General features: G+C 61.1%; 25 protein-coding genes and 1 pseudogene. 3 read left to right on the top strand and 23 right to left on the bottom strand.

From position 1 onward, the window contains the following. Window positions 1–2: 2 nt before the first annotated feature. The 9 genes from KVU_RS14045 to KVU_RS14005 all read right to left on the bottom strand — a co-directional run bounded on the left by KVU_RS14045 (window position 3) and on the right by KVU_RS14005 (window position 8,212). Complete coding sequence (locus KVU_RS14045; protein ID WP_013368410.1) at window positions 3–284, bottom strand: VirB3 family type IV secretion system protein; 282 nt, start codon at window positions 282–284, stop codon at window positions 3–5. Beyond that, window positions 284–616, bottom strand: a complete 333-nt coding sequence (locus KVU_RS14040; protein WP_010336161.1) for a TrbC/VirB2 family type IV secretion system protein — start codon at window positions 614–616, stop codon at window positions 284–286. Before KVU_RS14040 ends, KVU_RS14045 begins: the two co-directional genes overlap by 1 nt. Next, window positions 613–1,605, bottom strand: a complete 993-nt coding sequence (gene trbB / locus KVU_RS14035) for a P-type conjugative transfer ATPase TrbB (RefSeq protein WP_013368408.1) — start codon at window positions 1,603–1,605, stop codon at window positions 613–615. Before trbB ends, KVU_RS14040 begins: the two co-directional genes overlap by 4 nt. Before the next feature lie 146 nt (window positions 1,606–1,751). Continuing rightward, window positions 1,752–2,213 carry a ribbon-helix-helix domain-containing protein gene (locus KVU_RS14030; protein ID WP_014538234.1) on the bottom strand — a complete coding sequence of 154 codons (462 nt, stop codon included), beginning with the start codon at window positions 2,211–2,213 and terminating at the stop codon, window positions 1,752–1,754. A 14-nt stretch (window positions 2,214–2,227) separates the two neighbouring features. Further along, on the bottom strand, window positions 2,228–4,216 hold the full coding sequence (locus KVU_RS14025) for a conjugal transfer protein TraG (RefSeq protein ID WP_013368406.1): 1,989 nt from the start codon (window positions 4,214–4,216) through the stop codon (window positions 2,228–2,230). Between the two features lie 174 nt (window positions 4,217–4,390). Beyond that, complete coding sequence (locus KVU_RS14020) at window positions 4,391–5,269, bottom strand: LysR family transcriptional regulator (protein ID WP_013368405.1); 879 nt, start codon at window positions 5,267–5,269, stop codon at window positions 4,391–4,393. A gap of 72 nt (window positions 5,270–5,341) precedes the next feature. Then, on the bottom strand, window positions 5,342–6,313 hold the full coding sequence (locus KVU_RS14015) for an aldo/keto reductase (protein ID WP_013368404.1): 972 nt from the start codon (window positions 6,311–6,313) through the stop codon (window positions 5,342–5,344). Window positions 6,314–6,391: 78 nt separating this feature from the next. Continuing rightward, window positions 6,392–7,408, bottom strand: a complete 1,017-nt coding sequence (locus tag KVU_RS14010) for an SMP-30/gluconolactonase/LRE family protein (protein WP_013368403.1) — start codon at window positions 7,406–7,408, stop codon at window positions 6,392–6,394. Window positions 7,409–7,417: 9 nt separating this feature from the next. Beyond that, window positions 7,418–8,212: an SDR family NAD(P)-dependent oxidoreductase gene (locus tag KVU_RS14005; RefSeq protein WP_013368402.1), complete on the bottom strand. Its 795-nt coding sequence runs from the start codon at window positions 8,210–8,212 to the stop codon at window positions 7,418–7,420. 104 nt (window positions 8,213–8,316) lie between these two features. Between KVU_RS14005 and KVU_RS14000 the strand changes: the two genes are divergently transcribed. Next, entirely contained in the window at window positions 8,317–9,204 is an 888-nt protein-coding gene (locus KVU_RS14000; protein WP_013368401.1) for a LysR family transcriptional regulator, read from the top strand. 64 nt (window positions 9,205–9,268) lie between these two features. On the opposite strand, the gene KVU_RS16290 is transcribed toward KVU_RS14000, so the two are convergent. The 10 genes from KVU_RS16290 to KVU_RS13950 form a co-directional block, all read right to left on the bottom strand. Beyond that, complete coding sequence (locus KVU_RS16290) at window positions 9,269–10,390, bottom strand: DUF3363 domain-containing protein (protein WP_236953175.1); 1,122 nt, start codon at window positions 10,388–10,390, stop codon at window positions 9,269–9,271. Window positions 10,391–11,654: 1,264 nt separating this feature from the next. Beyond that, window positions 11,655–12,365: a lytic transglycosylase domain-containing protein gene (locus tag KVU_RS13990; RefSeq protein ID WP_013368399.1), complete on the bottom strand. Its 711-nt coding sequence runs from the start codon at window positions 12,363–12,365 to the stop codon at window positions 11,655–11,657. Between the two features lie 4 nt (window positions 12,366–12,369). Then, window positions 12,370–12,705 carry a DUF736 domain-containing protein gene (locus tag KVU_RS13985; RefSeq protein WP_013368398.1) on the bottom strand — a complete coding sequence of 112 codons (336 nt, stop codon included), beginning with the start codon at window positions 12,703–12,705 and terminating at the stop codon, window positions 12,370–12,372. A 35-nt stretch (window positions 12,706–12,740) separates the two neighbouring features. Beyond that, complete coding sequence (locus KVU_RS13980) at window positions 12,741–13,286, bottom strand: S26 family signal peptidase (protein ID WP_013368397.1); 546 nt, start codon at window positions 13,284–13,286, stop codon at window positions 12,741–12,743. A 70-nt stretch (window positions 13,287–13,356) separates the two neighbouring features. After that, window positions 13,357–14,114, bottom strand: a protein-coding gene (locus tag KVU_RS13975; RefSeq protein ID WP_148225652.1) for an IS5 family transposase whose coding sequence is annotated in 2 segments (ribosomal slippage) — window positions 13,357–13,790 and window positions 13,790–14,114 — 759 coding nt in all. Because the reading frame shifts where the segments join, the coding sequence is not laid out codon by codon here. 62 nt (window positions 14,115–14,176) lie between these two features. Beyond that, window positions 14,177–14,644: a DUF2840 domain-containing protein gene (locus KVU_RS13970; protein ID WP_013368643.1), complete on the bottom strand. Its 468-nt coding sequence runs from the start codon at window positions 14,642–14,644 to the stop codon at window positions 14,177–14,179. Further along, complete coding sequence (locus KVU_RS13965) at window positions 14,641–14,895, bottom strand: hypothetical protein (protein ID WP_013368642.1); 255 nt, start codon at window positions 14,893–14,895, stop codon at window positions 14,641–14,643. The genes KVU_RS13970 and KVU_RS13965 overlap by 4 nt, the downstream gene beginning before the upstream one ends. Beyond that, on the bottom strand, window positions 14,892–15,545 hold the full coding sequence (parA, locus tag KVU_RS13960) for a ParA family partition ATPase (protein ID WP_013368641.1): 654 nt from the start codon (window positions 15,543–15,545) through the stop codon (window positions 14,892–14,894). Before parA ends, KVU_RS13965 begins: the two co-directional genes overlap by 4 nt. Further along, a complete protein-coding gene (locus KVU_RS13955; protein ID WP_013368640.1) occupies window positions 15,542–16,633 on the bottom strand; it encodes a replication initiator protein A in 1,092 nt (363 codons plus the stop codon). The genes parA and KVU_RS13955 overlap by 4 nt, the downstream gene beginning before the upstream one ends. Beyond that, window positions 16,634–16,906 carry a helix-turn-helix transcriptional regulator gene (locus KVU_RS13950; RefSeq protein ID WP_013368639.1) on the bottom strand — a complete coding sequence of 91 codons (273 nt, stop codon included), beginning with the start codon at window positions 16,904–16,906 and terminating at the stop codon, window positions 16,634–16,636. It lies immediately after the preceding gene. Between the two features lie 470 nt (window positions 16,907–17,376). Here KVU_RS13950 and KVU_RS13945 point away from each other — a divergent pair, with 470 nt between their 5' ends. After that, a complete protein-coding gene (locus tag KVU_RS13945; protein WP_014538229.1) occupies window positions 17,377–17,667 on the top strand; it encodes a DNA -binding domain-containing protein in 291 nt (96 codons plus the stop codon). Between the two features lie 7 nt (window positions 17,668–17,674). Here KVU_RS13945 and KVU_RS13940 read toward each other — a convergent pair whose 3' ends face one another. Beyond that, window positions 17,675–18,208 carry a DUF2285 domain-containing protein gene (locus KVU_RS13940; RefSeq protein ID WP_044008258.1) on the bottom strand — a complete coding sequence of 178 codons (534 nt, stop codon included), beginning with the start codon at window positions 18,206–18,208 and terminating at the stop codon, window positions 17,675–17,677. 46 nt (window positions 18,209–18,254) lie between these two features. Then, complete coding sequence (locus KVU_RS16285; RefSeq protein WP_081447091.1) at window positions 18,255–18,470, bottom strand: transcriptional regulator domain-containing protein; 216 nt, start codon at window positions 18,468–18,470, stop codon at window positions 18,255–18,257. 252 nt (window positions 18,471–18,722) lie between these two features. Between KVU_RS16285 and KVU_RS16280 the strand changes: the two are divergent. Then, window positions 18,723–18,900, top strand: a pseudogene (locus tag KVU_RS16280) (type II toxin-antitoxin system VapC family toxin); the annotation flags it as partial. Window positions 18,901–18,979: 79 nt separating this feature from the next. Here the strand turns inward: KVU_RS16280 and KVU_RS13930 are convergent. Further along, window positions 18,980–19,306, bottom strand: a complete 327-nt coding sequence (locus tag KVU_RS13930) for a DUF736 domain-containing protein (protein ID WP_013368635.1) — start codon at window positions 19,304–19,306, stop codon at window positions 18,980–18,982. A gap of 748 nt (window positions 19,307–20,054) precedes the next feature. Beyond that, window positions 20,055–21,182 (bottom strand): DUF3800 domain-containing protein, encoded by a 1,128-nt coding sequence (locus tag KVU_RS13925; protein WP_013368633.1) that lies wholly within the window; start codon window positions 21,180–21,182, stop codon window positions 20,055–20,057. Between the last annotated feature and the right edge of the window lie 78 nt (window positions 21,183–21,260).

The raw sequence follows: 21,260 nt of genomic DNA, 5'->3' as shown, positions 1-21,260 counted from the left end.
CCTCACACCGACAGATGACCGGGGATGCGCAGATGCCTGCGCCCGACCTCGACGAAGAGCGGGTCGCGTTTTGCTGCCCATACCGCGAGGAAATGACCGACCGACCAGATGGCGATGCCAACCAGCCAGAGACGAAGGCCGAGGCCGACGGCCCCGGCCAGCGTGCCGTTGACAATGGCGATGGAGCGCGGTGCGCCGCCGAGCAGAATATGCTCGGTCAGCGCCCGATGGACCGGGATCGAAAATCCCGGCACCGCGTCGAGCTGTTCGAGGCCGCCCGCCATCAGATGAGCGCCCCGCCGCCGAACGAGAAGAACGACAGGAAGAAGGAGCTGGCGGCGAAGGCTATGCTGAGGCCGAAGACGATCTGGATCAGGCGGCGGAAACCGCCCGAGGTATCGCCGAAGGCCAGCGCCAGGCCGGTGGCGATGATGACGATTACCGCAATGATCTTGGCGACCGGCCCTTCGATCGACTGAAGGATGCTCTGAAGCGGCGCCTCCCACGGCATGGAGGAGCCGGAGGCGTGTGCGGCGGGCGCCAGCATCAGGCTGATGGAAACAGCGGCGGCGGCGGTTGCCATGATGCGGCAGCCGCGCGAAATCGTGCGGATCATGAAGGATCTCCTTTTGAGGTGGTTGCCAAAGTGATGGGATGTGTGATGGCGTAATCGCCGTCCGGTCCCAGCCCATCGACGCGGGCGAGTTCGACCAGCCGTCGCGACGATCCGCGCCCGGCAAGGACAGCAACAAGGTCGATGGTCTCGGCGATCAGCGCGCGCGGGACGGTGATGACGGCTTCCTGGATGAGCTGTTCGAGGCGGCGCAGCGCACCGATGCCGGAACCGGCATGGATGGTGCCGATGCCGCCGGGATGTCCCGTTCCCCAGGCTTTGAGCAGATCGAGGGCTTCGGACCCGCGGACCTCCCCGACCGGAATGCGATCAGGGCGAAGGCGCAGGGATGAGCGCACCAGATCAGAAAGCGTGGCAACGCCATCCTTGGTTCGCATGGCCACGAGATTGGGCGCGGCGCATTGCAGCTCGCGCGTGTCTTCAATGATAACCACGCGATCCGAGGTCTTCGCCACCTCGGCCAGCAAAGCGTTGGTCAGTGTTGTTTTGCCGGTGGAGGTGCCGCCTGCGACGAGGATGTTGGCGCGTGTGGCGACGTTCAGGCGCAGCACTTCGGCCTGACGGCGGGTCATGATCCCGGCGGTGACATAGTCGTCAAGCGTGAACACAGCCACGGCTGGTTTGCGGATAGCGAAGGCAGGTGCGGCGACGACAGGCGGCAGAAGCCCCTCAAACCGCTCGCCGGTTTCGGGCAGCTCAGCCGACACACGCGGGCTGCGGGCGTGGACCTCTGCCCCGACATGATGGGCGACGAGACGCACGATCCGCTCGCCATCGGCGGCGGACAGCCTCTCCCCCGTATCGGCCAACCCTTCGGAAAGCCGATCCACCCAGATACGACCATCCGGGTTCAGCATCACCTCGACCACACCGGGATCTTCCAGAAACCGGGCGATGGATGCCCCAAGCGCGGTGCGCAGCATCCGCGCGCCACGGGCAATCGTTTCCGGTTTTTGATGTGATGCAGTCATGGCGGCCCCGTTCATGACGGGGCGCGCAAAAGACGGACCCCGGATCGGGGTCGATTAAAAGAACCTGATTTTGGGCTGTTACAACAGATGTTTACGCGCGTGCGGCCATCGGCGGAGCCTGGCGGTGAATAGGACGGGTTGCAATCCTAGATCCCATCGCCGTCACCTTCGGTTTTACCCCCCGGCGGGGTGTCGTGTAGCGCAGCCATGTCGTGCGATATTTCTTTGAGAAACCTGTCACCGTTGGCGAGGCGCTTACCAAGGGACTGCATGAATCCCTCGAAACGCTCGTTTCCTTTGATGCGCGCAGATTGTTTTGCACTGTCTGGCAGCGGCGGCGTGAGGGTCAGCCAGAATTGTACAAATAGCGAGAGGGTTTCGCCCAGCACGGCAATATCCTCGTCCAGCATGTCGAACTGACGGCCAAGCTTGTCCAGGCGGCGCGACATGGCGGCTTCCAGCCGTTCAGTCGTATCGCCTGACATGAAGGATGCCACAGCAGCCTCGATCACGGCGGATTTCGAGACATTTCGGCGCAAGGCCAGCGCTTCCACCTGTTTCAGCAGAGCGGGATCGAAGTAGACATTCATGCGGGTGCGCGTCGTCATGCCTGTCTCCGATCTCAAAGCTCGATGCCGTCATTTGGGTCAAGTGACGCCTGCCGCGCCACCATGCGCATACGCTGGCGCATGTCACGGGCCTTGGCTGCATCGACGTCCGGCTCATCATCGAGGAAATCGAACTCCTGCGATGGTGGCGGAGGTGGCGAGATGATTTCCTCATGCTCGGGCAGTTCCGGTTCACGCCGGATACCTGCATTGGCCGGATCGTCATCGGATGTATCTGAGGCGGAGACATTGCCGATCGCAGCCGCAACAACGCGGCTTGTCCAGTCGTCCTGCGCCGATGTGGTGATGTTCACCGGCTGCTTGCGCAGATCGGGCGGCGACATCACCCGCTCCTGAAACCGCGCATCAGCATAGTAGCGTGCCTTGGCCGCACGGATCGGCGGCACCCCCGCCACCATGACGATCTCGTCGGTGGGTGGAAGCTGCATGATTTCGCCGGGCGTCAGCAGTGGCCGCGCCGTTTCCTGCCGCGACACCATGAGATGCCCCAGCCATGGCGCGAGACGATGGCCCGCATAGTTCGTGGAATCGCGCATTTCCGTAGCCGTGCCAAGCGCATCGCTGATCCGCTTGGCGGTGCGTTCGTCATTGGCCGCAAAGGCAACGCGCACATGGCAGTTGTCGAGGATCGCATTGTTCTGCCCATAGGCGCGCTCGATCTGGTTGAGAGACTGCGCGATCAGAAAGGCTTTCAGGCCGTAACCAGCCATGAAGGCGAGTGCTGATTCAAAGAAATCCAGCCGCCCGAGCGCGGGGAACTCGTCCAGCATCAACAGCAGGCGATGGCGCTTGCCGGAGGTTTCCAGTTCCTCGGTCAGCCGCCGCCCGACCTGATTGAGGATGAGGCGGATCAGCGGCTTGGTGCGATTGATGTCCGATGGCGGTACGACGAGGTAGAGGCTGATGGGCTCTTTTGCTCCGACCAGATCAGCAATGCGCCAATCGCACCGGGCCGTCACGCGGGCCACAACCGGATCTCGGTAGAGACCGAGAAACGACATGGCTGTCGAAAGCACGCCGGAGCGTTCGTTCTCTGATTTGTTCAGAAGCTCCCGCGCAGATGAGGCAATGACGGGATGCACACCGGCTTCGCCCAGATGCGGCGTGTCCATCATCGCGCGTAAGGTCGCCTCGACCGGACGGCGTGGATCGGACAGAAAATTGGCGACACCCGCCAGTGTCTTTTCCTTTCCGGCGTATAGAACATGCAGTATCGCGCCGACGAGCAGGCTGTGCGAGGTCTTTTCCCAATGGTTGCGTTTGTCGAGGCTGCCTTCGGGATCAACGAGAATGTCCGCGATGTTCTGCACATCGCGGACTTCCCATTCCCCCTGCCGCACTTCCAGAAGCGGGTTGTAAGCCGCCGAATGCACATTGGTCGGATCGAACAGCAGGACACGGCCATGACGGGACCGGAATCCCGCTGTCAGGTTCCAGTTCTCGCCCTTGATGTCATGTACAATACAGCTTCCCGGCCAGGTCAGCAGCGTTGGCACAACAAGACCCACGCCCTTGCCGGATCGGGTTGGCGCGAAGCACAGCACATGCTCTGGGCCGTCATGACGCAGATAATCCTTGCTATGTCGCCCCAATACGACGCCATCCGGGCCGAGCAATCCGGCCGCATGGATCTCCCTATCCTCGGCCCATCGCGCCGAACCGTAGGTGGCGACATTGCGGGCTTCGCGTGCCCTGATGATCGACATTAGGAAGGCGGCGGCTATGGCAAGAACTGCCCCGGACGTGGCGATGAACGCGCCTTCGGTAAAGATGCCCGGCGCATAGGCGTCGTAAGAAAACCACCACCAGAAGAAGGCCGGTGGATAATAGAACGGCCATCCCGCAACATCGAACCAAGGATTGCCGAGCTGGGGCTGGAAGTCGAGCCGGAAAGCCACCCATTGCGTTGCAGCCCAGACCATCACCACGACGATGGTGAACACGACAATGATCTGGCCCCAGAGTATCCGGCCTCCACGCATAGTGGCTCCAATCGGCAAAAGAGACGGAGCCGATCAGAGAATGGGCAATTATGCGCAAAGCAACAACAAATGCGCGACCGTGGGGTTGCCGGATACTATCGGCGGCGAATCGGATGGGTGACGGCGTCGCTATTCCGGCACTGTTCGCGGTGGACTGTTGTGAATCAGATTTGACTATGGGGTGCTCATTTTTGATGCCAGAGCCAGCAGTTCTACGAGCGAGGGGTCGCGGTTTTGTGGCGACCAGACTGCGGAAAATGCGATAGTTCCAGGCTCGTCGCGAATCGGGAGGAAAGCAACGTTTGCGGTGTTTTCTGTGGTACCTTCCTCGACAAATAGCGAAATGCCATGCCCGGCTGCGATCATCGACATCAGTGTAGTCCGTTCGACATCGGCGCGCTGTATTGTCGGTGTCAGCCATTTCCCGGCCGAGCGCGCCACGATCAGGTCATGAACCTGCGGGCCAGTGCCGCCATGGCGGACGAGAAAGGTTTCCTGCGCAAGTTGCCGCCATTCTACATCTTGGCGCGCTGCCAATGGGTGCCCCGCCGATAATGCCACCATTAAGCGGTCACGCCAGATGACACGGGACTGCAGGTCGGGGATTTCCTGGGTGCAGGCCATAAAGGCGAGATCAAGCCGACTTTCGCGCACCATGAGCAGCGCTTCACGTGCCGTTCCTTCTGTGATGTGCAGGAGGACGCCCGGACGCGTACTGCGGAACCGTCCCAGCAGGCGGTCAAGGAAGCAGTCAGGCGTCAAAGCGTGAACGCCAATGTGAAGCGCACCTGCCTCTCCGCGCGCCTGCATCCCGGCGGTCTTGACCGCCCGGTCCAAGATGCCCATGGCGTCATCGACTTGATCGACGAAGCGGCGCCCGGCTTCAGTGAGGCGTACGCCGCGGGTATTGCGGTCAAAAAGGGTGATGCCGAGGTCAGTCTCCAGCGCCTTGATGCGGGCGCTGACGCTGGACTGGCTGGTACCGAGCGCCAGCGCGGCACGGTGGAAACTGAGATATTCCGCAACGGCAAGTGTTTGAACCAAAGCAATCATCGGGATTCGGCCGCCAACAACGGCGTCCCTACTTACTACGTCTTGCCTCTTATTTCGCTGCCTGCGCATCCGCTACCATCGCGGGGGATGTTGAAGGTTTCGCAAAGGTGCTTCGAGCGCTGCCATTTCATCGCCTGACAGATCCAACGAAAGTGCTCCGAGCGAGTCGGAAAGATGATGCGACTTGGACAGGCCGACGATGGGCGATGTGATACCCGGCCGGGCCAATACCCATGCGAGCGCGATCCGCGCGGGCGCCACGCCGCGTGCCGCAGCAACGGTTTCCACGGTGGCAACGGTTTCGCTGACCTCGCCGCGGCCGTCATACCACTGGCGGACCTGCTCGTCGGTATCAGCTCGGAGCGTGCCGGTGATGCGCGCGCCGGCCAGAACACCCCGGCCTAACGGCGACCAAGGCGTCAGCCCGATCCCTTCTTCCCTGCAAAGGGGGATCATCTCTTCCTCGTCCTCGCGCGTGATGAGATTATATTGGCTCTGCATGGAGACGAAGCGCGCCAGACCGTTGTGCCGCTGGAAGGCCAGCAGCTTCATGAACTGCCAAGCGTGCATGGAGGATGCGCCGAGATAGCGAACCTTCCCGGCGCGCACCACGGCGTCGAGTGCTTCCGCCGTTTCCGCGATGGGAGTTTCCGGATCAAAACGATGGATCACGAACAGGTCGATATAGTCCGTTCCCAGCCGGTGCAGCGAGGCATCGACGCTAGCAAGGATATGCTTGCGAGACAGGCCACGGTCGTTCGGCTTGTCGCTCATCGGGAAGAACGCCTTGGTGGTGATCACCACGTCTTCGCGCCGTGCGAAGTCCTTGACGGCGCGGCCGACGATCCGCTCGCTTTCGCCGCCGGAATAGACATCGGCCGTGTCGAAAAAATTGATACCAGCATCCAGTGCATCGCGGATGAACGGCCGGGCCTCGTCTTCCTTCAGCACCCATGGCCGCCAGGCCGGATCACCATAGGTCATGCACCCAAGGCAGAGCCGGGAAACCTTCAGCCCGCTATCGCCAAGACGGACATAGTTCATTCTTTACCTCCATGCGGCTGTCCGCTTCGACGCGCGCGGCCGCGCTGTGACTTCGGCATTTCCATTCGCCAGTTCCGTTCACTCAAAGGGAACCTTGACGATACTGAATTCGGTCGTGCGGTCAGCATTGGCAGGATCTGCGAAGATCCGTGGGAAACGGGAATTGACCACCCAGACCTCGCCATCCTTCAGCGTCGCCGTGGTCGGCCCATCTAGTCCATCTGGAATGGCGACTGCCTTGATCTGCGCGCTTGCCCATGAGTCCGACGAGGCAAGAAGCGTCACATCGCCCGCCATGCTGCCATCGTCCGCAGGAAAGGACTGAACAGCGACCAGTTCCGTGGGGCTTTTCAGCAATAGCCCGTCAGGTCCCTTCAGCGGCTGCGGAAGCCGCACCTGAACCAACGCTTCCGAAGCGTTAAGCGGCACCTTCCATAGCAGCCCCCTGGAATAGTCGGACGCAATCAGAAATCCGTCAGGATGATAGACGATGCCGTTCAGGTAGGGCTTCGTACCAACAGCTTCTGCAGGATCGGCAGGCATCAGACGCTCAGAGCGCACTAGGACGGAAACCGCCTTCGTGGCATGATCGACCTTGTAGATTTGCGGCTGAAAACTGTCGGTGACGTAGATGTTCCCATCACGGTCGATCGCCAGGTCGTTGGCAAGGATCGGCCCGCTGGTCAGCGATGAGAAATCATGGACATGCCGCACAGTGCCGGTGTTGAGATCGAACTCGACAACCTGAGCTACCCGTGTTCTCGTGCTGTCCGACGAATTACTGGAGATACCGACATCCTCGTTGCAGACGAGGATGCGATTGCGGGCGTCATCGACGACGATGCCAGATGTCGTAATGAGGGCGCTATCGCCGGAGAACTTTATGTATTCGCCAGTCGGCGAGACAAGTCCGATCTGTCCGCCGCGAAGTGATGACACCATGAAGGCGTTTGCCGTGGCATTCCAGGCGATGCCTTCAGGGTAGCCTCCCTGAACGCCGGGAGCAAAAGAGATTTCGGACGAATCTTCTGCCTGCACAGGACCAGTGAAAAGCAGACCGAGCAGAAGGAAGGATTTCCAAGTGATATTACGCATGACAGTTCCTCAACGTAGCCCGCCAATGGTGTAGCCGCCGTCCACCAAAATGCTCTGGCCGGTGACGAACCGGGCCTCATCGGTCGCAAGCCAGACCGCCACATCTCCAGCATCGCATGGCTGTCCAGCGCGCTTCACCGGGGTGTGTTCGATGAAGGGCACGAAAGCGGAATCGTCGGTCCAGCCGCTGCGAGCCATCGGCGTGTCGATGATGCCGGGATTGATGTTGTTGATGCGGATGCCCTTCGGCCCATACTCGATAGCTACGGCGCGGATCAGCGCGTCGAGCGCGCCTTTACTGGCAGAATAGCTGGACGATCCAGCCAGCGCGCCCTTCGCCAACCAGGAAGAGGTATTGATGATGGAACCGCCAGTGCCTTGGGCTAGAAAGGCTTCGATCTCGTATTTGATAGAAAGCCAGACACCGCGAAGGTTGGTGGCGATCACCGCATCGAAATCAGCGCTGGTCTGCTCGGTGATCGGCGCAAAGTTTCCCAGAATACCTGCATTATTGAAGGCGGTATCGAGCCTGCCATAGCGGTCAACGGCCGTGTCGATCAGGCTGCGAATATCACCTTCCTTTGATACGTCCGTGGGCACAGCCAGCGCTTCACCGCCGGCCGCAACGATCTCCTGCGCGACGGCTTCGATTTCGGTGGGGCGGCGTCCAGCGAGCACGACCGTCGCGCCGTCACGCGCGAAGGCCAGCGCAGCGGCTCGACCGATGCCGGTGCCAGCGCCGGTAACGAGTGCAACGCGACCTTGAAGACGGCGGGCAGGCAGAGTGAAGTCGGTGTCAGGCATGGTGATCCTCGTGGAAGCTGAGTTGGACCATCACGATAGACCAGCGCATTGTTCGAAATAATCTACTTTGTATTGCATGAGCTATTGGGTTAGATTCATCAATCATGCGCACGGGTGATTTCGGAGAATTGGCGGCCTTCGTGGCCATTGCGGAGGAAGGTGGCTTCCGCCGTGCCGCCGCGCGACTGAACCTAACCCCATCTACGTTGTCGCATTCGCTGCGCTCGCTCGAAGAAAAGCTCGGCGTGCGGCTGGTAAGTCGCACCACGCGAACTGTTGCTTTGACCGAAGCTGGCCATGCGCTGCTGCGCCAGATCGGCCCTGCCTTCGCCAGCATCGAAACGGCGGTTGAGACCATCAACGACTTCCGTGACCATCCGGCCGGCACGATCAGGGTCAGCGTGCCGCGTACGGTAGCGGTGCGTGTGCTGACGCCGAAGTTTCGCGCCTTTACCGACCGCTACCCCGACGTGACGCTGGAGGTCGCGGCAGAGAATGGCTTCGTGGACATTGTCAAACAGGGCTTCGATGCCGGCATACGCCTTGGCGAAAGCCTCGAACGGGACATGATCGCGGTGCGGGTAACGCCAGATCTCGATACCGCCGTGGTCGCCTCGCCGGACTATTTCTCCCGCTTCCCGCCGCCTGAGACGCCGCGCGACCTGCACCGGCATCGCTGCATCGGCTGGCGTCAGACAGGAAGCGGCGCGCTTTATCGCTGGGAGTTCGAGAAAGACGGACGGGCGTTCAATGTCGCCGTGAACGGCCCGCTGGTCCTCGACGATCCCGATCTTATGGTCATGGCGGCGCTCGATGGCGTCGGACTCGCCTATTCCACGGAGCAGCATATCGGCGAACACCTCGCCTCGGGCCGCCTCGTCCGCGTGCTCGATGATTGGTGCCCGCCATATCCGGGCTTCTTTCTCTATTACCCGAGCCGCCGCCAAGCCCCCGCAGCCTTGCGCGCCTTGGTGGAAATGCTTCGAGTGTGATCGAATTGATGCGTGATGGAAGGCGTTGGCAAAGCTAGGTGAATAGACGGCAGGATAGTTGGAACTACAGCCCCAGCCCGCGTTGTCGCCCCAACTGCCACGAGACTGATCCGCCCTGCACGACACCCGCGACCTCGCGGCCGAGCTGCCGGTCGATAACCGGCCGCCATGGGACAAGGCTGAACTCGTGGCTTTTCTCTACGATGGCGAACTTGCCGCTCGATAGCTGCACGGTCCCGGTGAACTTGCCGCTGATCTTCTCACCATCGGCAGCAGCCCGAATCGGCAGCGCCTTGCTCTCGGCCATCTCCGCGCCGACGCGGGCGACTTCGCGCTCGCGCAGCGTGGCGAGAAGGCTGCGCCGGTAGAAGATGCGGCCGTCCCGCGCTCGGGTGGCGTCCCCCTGTTCGATATGGTGCTCGCGGCGCTGGTCCATCGCCTCGCGCACCTGCTGGCCGAATCCGGCCGGAGCGAGATCCGATGCGTCAGGCGTAATCAGCCGACGGTCGAGCCAGGTCGCGCCATCGGCGCCGATCTGCTTTTCCAGATCGAAGGTCGAGACAACACGGATGCTGGCCTGCCGGTTACGACCTGCATCATAGGCGGTGGCGCGGCTCTCGAAGTCATCGGGGATGCGCCACTGGTCAGCGTCGGTCCGTTCAGCGATACCGGCACGGCGCAACGCCTCCAGTCGCCGGACATGGGCATCGACATAGCGCTCGTAATCACCACCCGGCACACGTCCCTCGAACTTCGCCTGTTCGAGGTGGCGGCTTGGTCGGTAGATACCATTCTCCGAGATTGCAGCGATAGTCCGGTCAGAGGGACGCTGTGCCGTATCGGCGGGACCGACTTCCACGATACTGCCGATCCGAGCGTCCTCGACGCGGGCCGGATCAATGCCGGGAAGATGGTGTGTTCGCCCGTCGATGCCGTCCACCACGAGCGTCAGGTTCTCACCCATCTCGTCGGTGAGATATTTGTCCACGACGCGGCCGGTGATGGATGCCGCGGGTGCTGCATCGTGAAGCTGGAAGGTCATCGGGTCGCGTTCCTGCCCATCGGCCTTCAGCGCCTTGTGCATATTGCGGATGATGTCGCCGCGCTCACCGAGTTCACGCAGCGCCGGTTCCATCTTCGCGCCAAGCTCCCAGACGCCCGGTGTATGTTCCGTGGCCAGCCCCATCTTTTCCAGTTTGGCGAGACGGCGCAGGCGAAGCGTCCGGTTGAACTGGCGGCGTGCATCTGTCGGTTCATGGCGCAGATCGAGGAACCTTTCATCGGCCTCCTCGGTCATGGCGCGGTCGATGCGGGTGAAGCGATCCTGATCGATTTCGGCAGACAGCTTCCGGCTCTGCTCGATCTCGGTCACGGGACCGAGTTCGAGCGTGGTCAGTTCGCTTGCCCGCTCACGAATACCATTGGCGAGATAGTCGCCATTGATGACCAGGTTCTCGCCCAGATCGTCCTTCCCCCGAACAATGACATGGACATGGGGGTGGCCGGTATTGTGGTGATTGACCGCCACCCAATCGAGTTTCGTACCAAGGTCGGCCTCGATGCGGCTCATCAGATCGCGGGTGTGTTCGGTGAGGTCGGAAAGATCGGCGGCATCATCGGGCGAAACTATAAAGCGGAACTGGTGGCGATCATCCTTGCCGCGGTCAAGGAACGCATCTCCATCGGCGCGGTCCTCGGTGGCGGAATAAAGCTGGCCGCGCTCGCCATCGCGCGAAGTGCCGTCGCGCTGGATGTAGCGCAGATGGGCAGCCCCTTTGCCATTCTTCCCCGCGCTCTGGACGTAGCGGGTTTTGACGACGACGCGGCGCGCACCGGCCGCACTGTGCCGCCACCCGCCAGACAGGGTTCGGGCGCGGACAAAGGCCGCGCCACGGCCACGCTTGACGCCCGGACCTTTGCCAGCCCGCAATGCCTTCCCGCTCTTTCCGGCCGAACCAGATGAAGGCGACGAGGACGTCCGTGATGCGAATGATGAAGATCTGCCGGGGCTGTTGCTGTGCTGACGCGCCAGCTTCTTCGCCTGCGTCAGAAAGCTATTCGCCCTACCCGCTTTCGGCACGTCGGATTTGATCCGACCTGGCTTAGGTCGAAAGCGGTTCTCGTCGTCGGCGCTCATGAGCGCATTCCATACCGTTTAGGCACGCAAACGGCAGATATTCGGCTATAGTGCCGGTCAAAACCCAGTAAAGCCAAGGCTTTACGCCATGTCGTGGCACGCGAGGCCCAAAAGCAGGGTGCCGTGCGCGGCGCCCCAAAACAGTGTGCAGACAAGGGCTTGCCCAGAAAACGACCCGACAGGGTGCCGGTTTCCTTTATCTTGCCCTCCGCCTTCCCTGCCCTTTTTGCCCTTCCTGCCGGGAATACAGCCAGGCGCCCCCCTGCCTGACTGCACACCGGAAGCGGACCGAAAGCGCGTGGAGACGCCATGCTCATGGTGCATCTCCATTGCTCGCACGGGCCACGAATATGCCGCCGTCCTGCGGCTCCTGATCGACGGAATGACGTAGAGGAACGGTTGCGCGGACGTCGTTCGACTGCTGACTGGCTGCCGCCGAATTGCCGTTGGATTGCGCAACGAAGAGCGGAGCTTCGCGCCAATCCGGCGGTAACGGCGGCACGATCGTCGGCACATCAGGCGCAGCCGTATGCCCGAGAACAGGTGCGAGCGTGGCGACATAGGCACGTGTTTCTACGGGCAAAGTGCGGCCTGTCGCCAGATGCTCGTCATAGCGGCCGGGACCGGCATTGTAGGCGGCAAGCATGGCCGCGACATTGCCATAGCGGTCCCACATCTCGCGCAGATACGCCGTACCTGCGAGGATGTTGTCGCGCGGATCGTAAGGATCGCGCCCGAGGCCATGGCGACTGCGCAGGCCCGCCCAGGTATCGGGCATGACCTGCATCAGTCCCATTGCCCCCGCCGATGAGATGGCGCGCACATCGCCCGCGCTTTCCACACGCAGCACGGCCCGAATCCAGTGCTCTGGAATGCCGAAACGCTGTGACGCCTCGGCAATGAAAGCAGCATGGGGATGCACAGTGACAGGCGCGGGTTGCGGCGTGACCTGCGCAATCGCTGGCGTCAATCCGCTGCCAGCCGACAGAAGGGCCGTGAGGAGAAGAAGGGCGCGGGATCGCATGATCTCAGTCCCGATCTTCGCGGGGCCGCGGACGGCTCCAGTGCAGCGACCATGACGAGCCTGCATCGTCGTCGCGGAACAGGTTGGCGCGGATCGGCTGCGGCAGGGCGGGATCGTCGAGCAGCACCGAGAGATATTCGCCAGCCTTTTCGCCGGTGCGTTTCCAAGCAGCCCCGACCTCCGGCCCGTCATGTTCAATGTAATGGACGCGATAGTCCGGCGCATTCTCCGCATCGGAGTGTTCGGCGGGCACGATGACGAGATCGCGCTTCATGGTTAGCGTGACGAGCTGACCGGCGAAGCCGGATGCGTCACGCGCAAATTGACCGATCTGTGGCATGGTATGTCTCCTGTGTTTGTGGATTTGGCGTAGGTTCAATGCGTAGCAGCCCGCCATTCGTAGCGGCCATTGCCTTCCTCATCGGTCCAGAGCGGACGCGCCCGGCCGATGACGGAACTGGCGGGAACAGGTCCGAAGTAACGGCCGTCCAGGCTGTCCCGGATGTCCCAATTCATGAGGAAGAGTTCACCATCGCGGATGATGAAGCAGCCCTGCCAGACCGGTAGATCGCGGCCCATGCGGTCGCGCTCCAGCGCATCCCCCATCTCGACATGATCGACGGTAATAGTCGCACCGTTGCGGCAGACGCGCTGTCCCGGCAGGCCAAGGACGCGCTTCAACAGCGGCACGCCGCGTCCGATATAGCCACGCTCGACCATGAACCGCTCCAGCGGCTCAGACAGCATGATGGCGACCAGTTCGGGAACTTCGAGCGCATCGGCGGGAGCAACTGTGTAGAAGCCAATCGGCGCGCTGGCGGTTGCATTCCAGATCAGCCGGGTTGGCAGATCGGCAACAGCCGTGGCGACAAGAGTACCGACGGCCAGCATGGACACGGCGATGATATGACGGCGGCTCATGGCGCGATCCTCCGGCGGCTGACCCATGCGGCATGGCGATCCGGCGTGTAGGCTCAGGACTCGTTCTTGCTCATAGCCAGAACATGACGGTTGCGGCGAGGATGATGGCTGAGAAGAAGGTCTCTGGACACCGGTCGTATCGGGTCGCCACGCGCCGCCAGTCCTTGAGGCGACCGAACATGATCTCGATGCGGTTGCGCCGTTTATAACGCCGCTTGTCGTATTTCACCGCCTTCTTGCGGGACTTCCGGCCTGGGATGCAGACCTTTATCCCCTTGTCTTTCAACGCATCTCTGAACCAATCGGCATCGTAACCCCGATCTCCGAGCAGCCACCCCGCCTTCGGCAGACTGCTTAGCAGTGCCGCCGCGCCAGTATAATCGCTGACCTGCCCAGCCGACATGAAAAACCCGATCGGCCGCCCCTTGGCATCAGCAACGGCATGCAGCTTTGTGTTCATGCCGCCTTTGGTGCGCCCGATCTGGCGCCCGCGCCCCCCTTTTTCACCCCAAGGCTTGATGCGGTGCGGTGTGCCTTCAAATACGTCGCGTCGATCATGATCGTCTCGTGCTCGGCGCGCTCAGTGACCAGCCCGACCAGGATCCGGGCGAAGACTCCGTTGTCGCTCCATCGCTTCCACCGGTTGTAAAGGGTCTTCGCCGGGCCGTATTCTTTCGGCGCATCGCACCACCGCAACCCATTGCGGTTGATAAATATTATGCCACTGAGGACGCGACGATCGTCCACGCGGGGCTTGCCATGGCTCTTGGGAAAGAAAGGCGCAAGGCGCGCCATCTGAGCATCGCTCAGCCAATATAGATTGCTCATCGATCAGGTCTCCTCACAGAGCCTGAATCACGCCAAAACCCCAAAATCAATGGGTCTGGAGCCTAGGGATTGGGTTCCTGACCAGCACTCAAACGGTTGTGGACGTGTCGCCAATGGTCCGGCGCAACATCCGCCGGATCGACGCCGAGCGCGTCCACAGCATCGATCAGGGCCAACACTCGCTGGACTTGTCGCCAGCCATCGATACGCAGCAGGATCTCGCCGCCAGGACGAACGAAGGGCACGGTCTGGTACGGTTCGCCACGCCCGACAGCGCGTAGGATGTCGAGCCGCGAGACGATGGTGCCGTAATCGTTGGAGGCCCAACGGACGAAGGCGAAGATGCTTTCTGGCGCAAAACCGATCAGACTGCGACGGCGGTCGATGATCTGCTCAAAGCTCTTGCGGCCGAAGCGTATCCACCGCTCGACCTTCTTCTTCTGGAAGGTCAGTTCGACCAATGTGGTGAACGGTGCAGCCCCGTCTGCCAGCGGATGTTCGTGCGCTGCACGCACGGTTTTACCGGTCATGGCTGATCTCCTTCGGTGGGTGGAAACTCGCGGACCAGCAGCTCGCGCAGCATCACGGCGACGGTGACGCCACGCCGGAAAGCGGCAACCTTGATGCGCCCGCGCAGTTCGGGCGTGATGTCGATGGTCAGGCGCGCGGTGAACGCCTCCGTAGCCGTCTTGCCGGTTGCCGGCGCATCGGCGGCTCTGACCCAGCTATCGGGATTGCCCGGACGCGATACGAAGCCGGATTTGACGGGCGGACGTGTCATGGCACGATCCTCCCGACACCGAGGCCATCGATCTCGGCCGCCAGCGCTGTGACCTCTTGTGCGGCCCGTTCGCCGCAATCGGTCTCTGAGACCAGTCGCCCGGTCTGTGCGGCTTCGGCGAAGGCGACACGCTGGCCGATCGTCGTGGCCAGCAAGGGCGGATCATGGTCCGCCAGTGTCTCTGCCGTTTCGCGGGCGATGACCGTGCGCGCAGCGCATCGGTTCAGCAGAAAACGGGCGGTCAGCTCCGGGCGATAGATGCGTGCTTCGTTCAGAAGCACCAGCATCTCGGCCGAGGCCCAGCCATCGAAGGGCGATGGCTGTACGGGGATCAGCACCAGATCGGCTGCAAGCAGCGCTGAGCGCATCAGGCCGGCGACACGGGGCGGACCATCAATGACGACATGATCGGCGTCACGCGCCAGTTCCGGCGCTTCCCTGTGCAGAGTATCGCGGGCAAGGCCGATGACAGTGAACAGCCTTGGCAGCCCTTCATGGCTGCGCCGCTGCGACCAGTCGAGTGCGGAGCCTTGCGGGTCGGCATCAATCAGGATGACGCGCTTGCCTTGCGCAGCCCAGGCTCCGGCGAGATGCAGCGCCAGCGTGGTCTTGCCCACGCCGCCTTTCTGATTGAGCAGCGCGACGATCATGGCGTACCCCGCCCAGGTCGGCGGGAAGTGGCACTGGGACCGTGCCTTTCACGCGCGCGCGTCAAAGAAGAAAAGTTAGATTCTATGTTAGATTCTAAGTTAGCAGCCGGATTCTGCTTTTCGTTCCAGAGGCTTAACTGGGGTTCGTGCGCCTGATGTGCCGATAGTGCTGCGCCTGATGTACCGATACCCTTTGCGCCTGATGTACCGACGGCACCCACAATGTTATCCACAGGCACTGTGGATAGGTTTTCGGGGCGGATTCGCAGCAGTTCGCGGCGATCCTCGCGCAGGATCTTGAGCTGGTAGCCGGGCAACGGCTGGCGGGCAGCAATGCGGCGCAGGTCGAGCGCAAAGTCCGATGGCCGGGCCATGCTGCCGGATTTCTGGTAGAGGTGCGCAACCTCGAACAACCAGCCATGCGGCTGATGTCCGGCATGTTTACGGGCAACACGGTAGAGCCAGCGCTCGATACCGCCGGTCAGCCGGAAATAATCCGGGTCGATGGTCAGGACCAGAGAACGGTCAAGGACACTGTTGTAGAACCACTCGGGCAGGACAAACTCCATGCCCTCGACGCGACCGTCGCGCGTGGTCATCTCCTCCCATTCGTTGATCCAAGAGAACTGGCGGCGGCGCCAATGCTTGCCGTTACGGATCGTCGTGGCGACGACCGTGGATTGCAGCCGGGCAAGCGCTGCCTTCAGCAGCAGATATTGCCGGTTTCCGGTGTCGCGGCCGATGGCGCGCAGCAGATGATAGGGCGTGAAGCGGAAGAAGCGGGATGTCTTGATACCGTTGTTTTCGGCGGCAACGATCTGGCTTGCAGCCCAGATCAGCACATCGGCATCCCAGATCGTCGCCATTCCATGTTCGGGCATCCCGAACACCTGCACCTCGACATCGGCGGTCTTGTAGAGGATCGGCTTCGTGCGCGGCGTCTTCGCCAGCGAGAAGAAAGGCCGCTCCATCAGATCGCGCTGGTCGCGCGGACTGGCATCGCCGGTTGCGACCACGAAGGGATCGAGGTGGCTGCGCTCGCTACCGCCTTCTCGTCGCAGGGCTTCAGGGTGATCGACGCGCCGCATTCAGAGCTTGCTCCGCTCTTCAGGCGTCAGGGGGCGAGCCGGAAAGACCGTGCCGGCGTCCTTGTCACTGGTGGATTTGCGTGCGCCGATGTCGGCCCAGGCCTGAAGATCCTCGACCGTGTAGAGAACCCGGCCACCGATTTTGCGATAGGTCGGACCGGTCCCGTAGGTCCGATGCTTTTCCAGCGTGCGAAGAGAAATACCAAGGAAACGTGCAGCTTCCTGAGTACGCAGCATGCGCGGTGGAAGGTCCGCGTTTCGGCGCTCGGCCATGAGATCACCTCCGGTTCGTCAGGTTGATGCGGCTGCCGGAGACGGCGGCGCGCTATGGCGAGCCATGGGAAGTGATCGGCGGTGTGTAGCGTGCCGCATTTGTGCCCCTGCGCAGACGGCACCCCTGAAATTGGCTGTGTCAGCGCGAAAAGACGTGAGATTTCAGCGACTCAGGGAGGCCGATGCGGATTCGCCCAAGACATCCGCACGCAGTTCGGCTATTAATACAGATGGAGCAGACGCACTGCTCCGGGGGCGTAGTAACCCCTGACTAGCGGTTGGTGTCGGCCGTGACGGCACCATACTCCTTGACCCTATGGTCGGGGAGCCTGTGGCGTATGCAACAGGCTTTCCAGCTAAAGGCCATGGGGCCGTCTAGTCACGGTTACTAACTCCCCGATCACCAGGAGTCAGAGAGTTTTATTGCGGGGGCGAACCGCAGAAACTCTTCTGAAAGAAGGGGAATGACCGTGAAAGCACCCGTCGAACTTGACCCCGATGTAGATGATCTAGCCCCGTCCGGCCATATCATCACCGCCTATGACGAGCAGCACTTCGTGACCTATCTGCGTATTCTGGACGCCAAGTCCGAGGAAGCCGACTGGAAGGAAGTGGCGCGAATTGTTCTGCACCGCGATCCGGCATCAGATGAGATGCGCACCCGGCGATGCTGGCAGAGCCATCTCGAACGCGCTCAATGGCTGTCGCGGGAAGGTTACAGGCAAATACTGGAACAGGCTGCGGCAAACAGGAATCGGTGAGATTGCCTCAGTCGCCTTTTGATCGTGGAATCGGCTTGACCGGATAATGCAAAAGCAGCCGATAGCCTCCGCGCATCATCCTGATGCCGTGGGCAACAAGACGACGTGCCTTGTTCTTGCGCGGATCAGTCTCGAAATCTTCCTTGTCGCCACGGAAGCCGAGCAGGACTTCGGCAACGGCGCGATAGCTTTCGCCGTGCAGCCGTGCGTCCAGCGCCCGCAGCGACAGAAGGTGCCATTGCCGAAGCTGCGCTGGCATGGCGCGAATATCCGGCCCCGGAGAGCGGCCCGTCAGGCACCGCCAGAGGCGGCGAGCCGCATGGGCGCGTAATTCCATGAACTCATCCATGGGCAAGATTGCAGCATAGAAAGCAGCCGCATCGATTGCGCCCTGTGGCAGCCAGAATTGATGCTGCATCCCACCGACACGCCAGATTGCGTGCCAGCCATCCGGTGCGCGGCGCAGGATCAGGCCATCCAGATGTGCAAGAGCGACAAGCCGCCCGCCATCCGGATCGTTCTGCTCGACCGGAGACAGAATAATGGCCTGCGGATTGAAATGCGGCGACCAGAAAGGCGGTGCGCCGTCAGGCTGCGCGTCGGGGTCGTGTGCGAAATCGCACCCCCCAGCGGGAAGCAAAGGCGTTAACCTCTTCTCCCGCGGGTTCTCTCCTATGCGCGAGTCTCTCGACGTCACGGCGATAGTCTTCGTTGCGACGAAGATATTCCCAGGCGAAACCGGCGGGCGGAAGGTCTTTAATGCGTTTATAGGCCGCCGGAGTACGCCAATCTATGCTCTGCATGGCGCGTCCTCCCAAAGCCGGACGGCACAAGGCTACGTCCGACTTGAAAAGGCTGCGGTATCGAATGGTTTTGCGGTAGCGTATCTAACGCGATAAGTGGATCGCCTAACCCGATCAATCCATTAAAGAATCTCTCGTTAGCACTTTAGCGCGTCACATGGGAGACACCCTGACGACATTCCGGTGCCAGTGATCGAAGCCGAATGGCGCAAACGCGCGATTGCGCGGTTCCGGCGCAGACGAGAGCGCGGCCCGCAGGGCGACAAGGCGGCCGCCCATTTTGGGCAGGCCCGCGCCGAGTTGGAGCGCGCGGGCACGCATTGCGGGCCGCACGACATGCAGATCGGCGCACACGCCCGCAGCGAGTAGCTGATCGTGGTAAAAGGAGTTCGTCCGCATGCCCGGCGTGCGGGTGGAGAACCGGGTGTAGCGGTTGCGGTGGGCGTGACAGCGTTCCTGCGGGTATGAGAAAGGCCCCGACCTTGCGGTCGGGGCCTTTGTTCCGCGCCTCAGTCGCCGCGGCGACCGTTGGGGCGGGACCAGATGAGGGAGAAGGTGTCGCCTTCTTCGTCATCGAAGAGGTTGGCATAGATCGGGGCGTTGAAGCTCGGATCGTCCAGCTTGAGGCCCAGATAGTCGCGGCCCTCGTTGGAGCGCTTGGACCAGGCGGCGCCGATTTCGGCGCGGCCGACCAGAACCCGGTGGCTGGGGGCGTTCTCGCCGGTGGCGCGCAGGTCGGGAACGATGCGCACGCCTTTGGCCTGGACGCTGAGGGTGACGATTTCGCCGGTGAAGTCGTTCGAGCCGGTCTTCTTGAAGGTGCCGATGGTTGCCATTTTAAGTCTCCGTTTTCCGTTTCCGAGCCCGCACCATTGCGGCCTCTATGGCGATCGACGGGCCGGAGACGAACGCTGGCGCACGCCCTTTGGGGGCTGGACAGCACAGGAGGAACTTTCTTGTTCCGCGCGGAATGGCGGCTCTGCCGTCAGGGGAAGAAAGTTGTGACGACGCTGTTGCGCTAAAGCGGTCGAAGCGCATCGCGCTGTTCTTCGGCCAGATCAGGCCATTGAAGAGGCCGTTTGGAGCGGTCGAGACACGGGGGGCTGAACGGAGACGTGGCAATCTTGAAGCCCATCATGATGACCAGACGGGTAACACCGGCCTTGCCTGTCGCCCTGCGTCTCAGGCCATGCGCATCTTTCTTCCCGGCCTGTTCTACCGGCATTGCCCCCAACCGGGTTCTGGTCAGACCACAAACGCTGCTGCGGACAGTTCTGCGCTCCTATGGGCCGCGTCTGTGACTCAAGCTGAACCGATGCCTGGTCGCTGTCTGCCACCATTTTCCTGACGAAGATGGAAGATGATCCACTCCCGCTTCTGGTCGCCATCAACGGATCGTTGCGGTTCAGGTGCGTGCAAGGTTCCCGTCCGCTGGACCGGCTGCCGCCAGGCCCACTTTGGGTCGAAAAGCAGCTATGCTACGATGGAGGCCATGACTGTTCTGCGGGACAAAGCTACCTTTCTTTCCCTTGTTCTAGTGAGGAAACTGAGCTCTACACATCGTGTGTACTCAGTCTGCGGTTTCTATGCATATCGACCATCGGCAAAGCGAAGAAACCGATCCAGTTTATCAATGTCATGTAGGCTGGCAACGTGATGTAGAAACGCCCGATTGGCGGCATTGGAATTATCGATCAGGTCGCGGAGCAATTCGGCATTTTCCAGAGCAGCTCCAGTCAGGGCCGCACGTTCTCTGTCGACCTCTTCCGCCGATGTTTGGGACAGATAAGTATGCATCTTGCCAATCACGCCGACTGCAATGTCCGAGAGCTGAATTCCGGCTTCCGAGTGCGAATCTGAAAATAGGTAATTAGTGAAAGGCTCGCCATTACAGGAAAGCTGCACGTCCTCGAAAGCATCACGGATTTCTGTTTCCATGTCCATGATGTGCTTAGAATTTTTGAAAACGGCTACACGGTTGCGATAAAAGGCGCTGAAATCTTCAATCAGTTTACGCGCGGAAAACCCTTCGATAAACGCAAGCTCATCCAGAGAACGGCCTGCCTGCAGGACGCCCTTGAGCATCATTGCATTCATCCCTTCATCAAGAAGGCCCGCATTTCTTTCAACAAGATCGATCAGCTCGTTCAGAAACGGCTCTCGGTTCTGCGGAACGATATCCGGATAATCATACCGGCGGAACAGATCGACCACAAACGGCAGCTCATGCCTGACGATTTCTGCGAAATCGCTTTTCAAGAGTGCATGATATTCAATCAGCATTGAGTTCCCGAGTTCTGGCAAAATGGAGTCGATCACATCGACAACCGACCAGTACAAGGGATCAAGCTCGTGATAGTGCAGCATCAGGTCGTTGTCGGCGATCCACTGCAAAAACGCGGTTAACTTGCTCGATTTAAGGATGTCAAGGAATTCACCCTTCGCGACATGTTTAAGTTTGATCTCATGCGCTGAAGGCTGAATGCGCATAACCTGGCGAAGCGACGAAAGGTCCAGTGGGCGCTGCGGTCCTTCATGAACAACGCCGCCGAGAACAAATGTTTTCAGCTCGGGGACGTTTAGCCCCTGCTCGCCGACATGAAGCTTGCGGATGTTGTTCGTCTCGTCATGGTAAAACGTGTAGACGGTGTCTGCCCCTGTCAGCCCGAACATCTGAATTTGTGGATTACGTATTTCGTCGACATCAATCATCCGATCAAACTAATACGTATTGTTACTTTCACCAAAGGAAAACGGACAACGCGCTGGCACGGATGTGTCACTTTGGGC

The sequence above is a fragment of the Ketogulonicigenium vulgare WSH-001 genome (assembly GCF_000223375.1).
GTDB classification, from domain to species: Bacteria; Pseudomonadota; Alphaproteobacteria; order Rhodobacterales; family Rhodobacteraceae; genus Ketogulonicigenium; species Ketogulonicigenium vulgare.
This window is presented reverse-complemented; position numbering and strand designations above follow the sequence as displayed.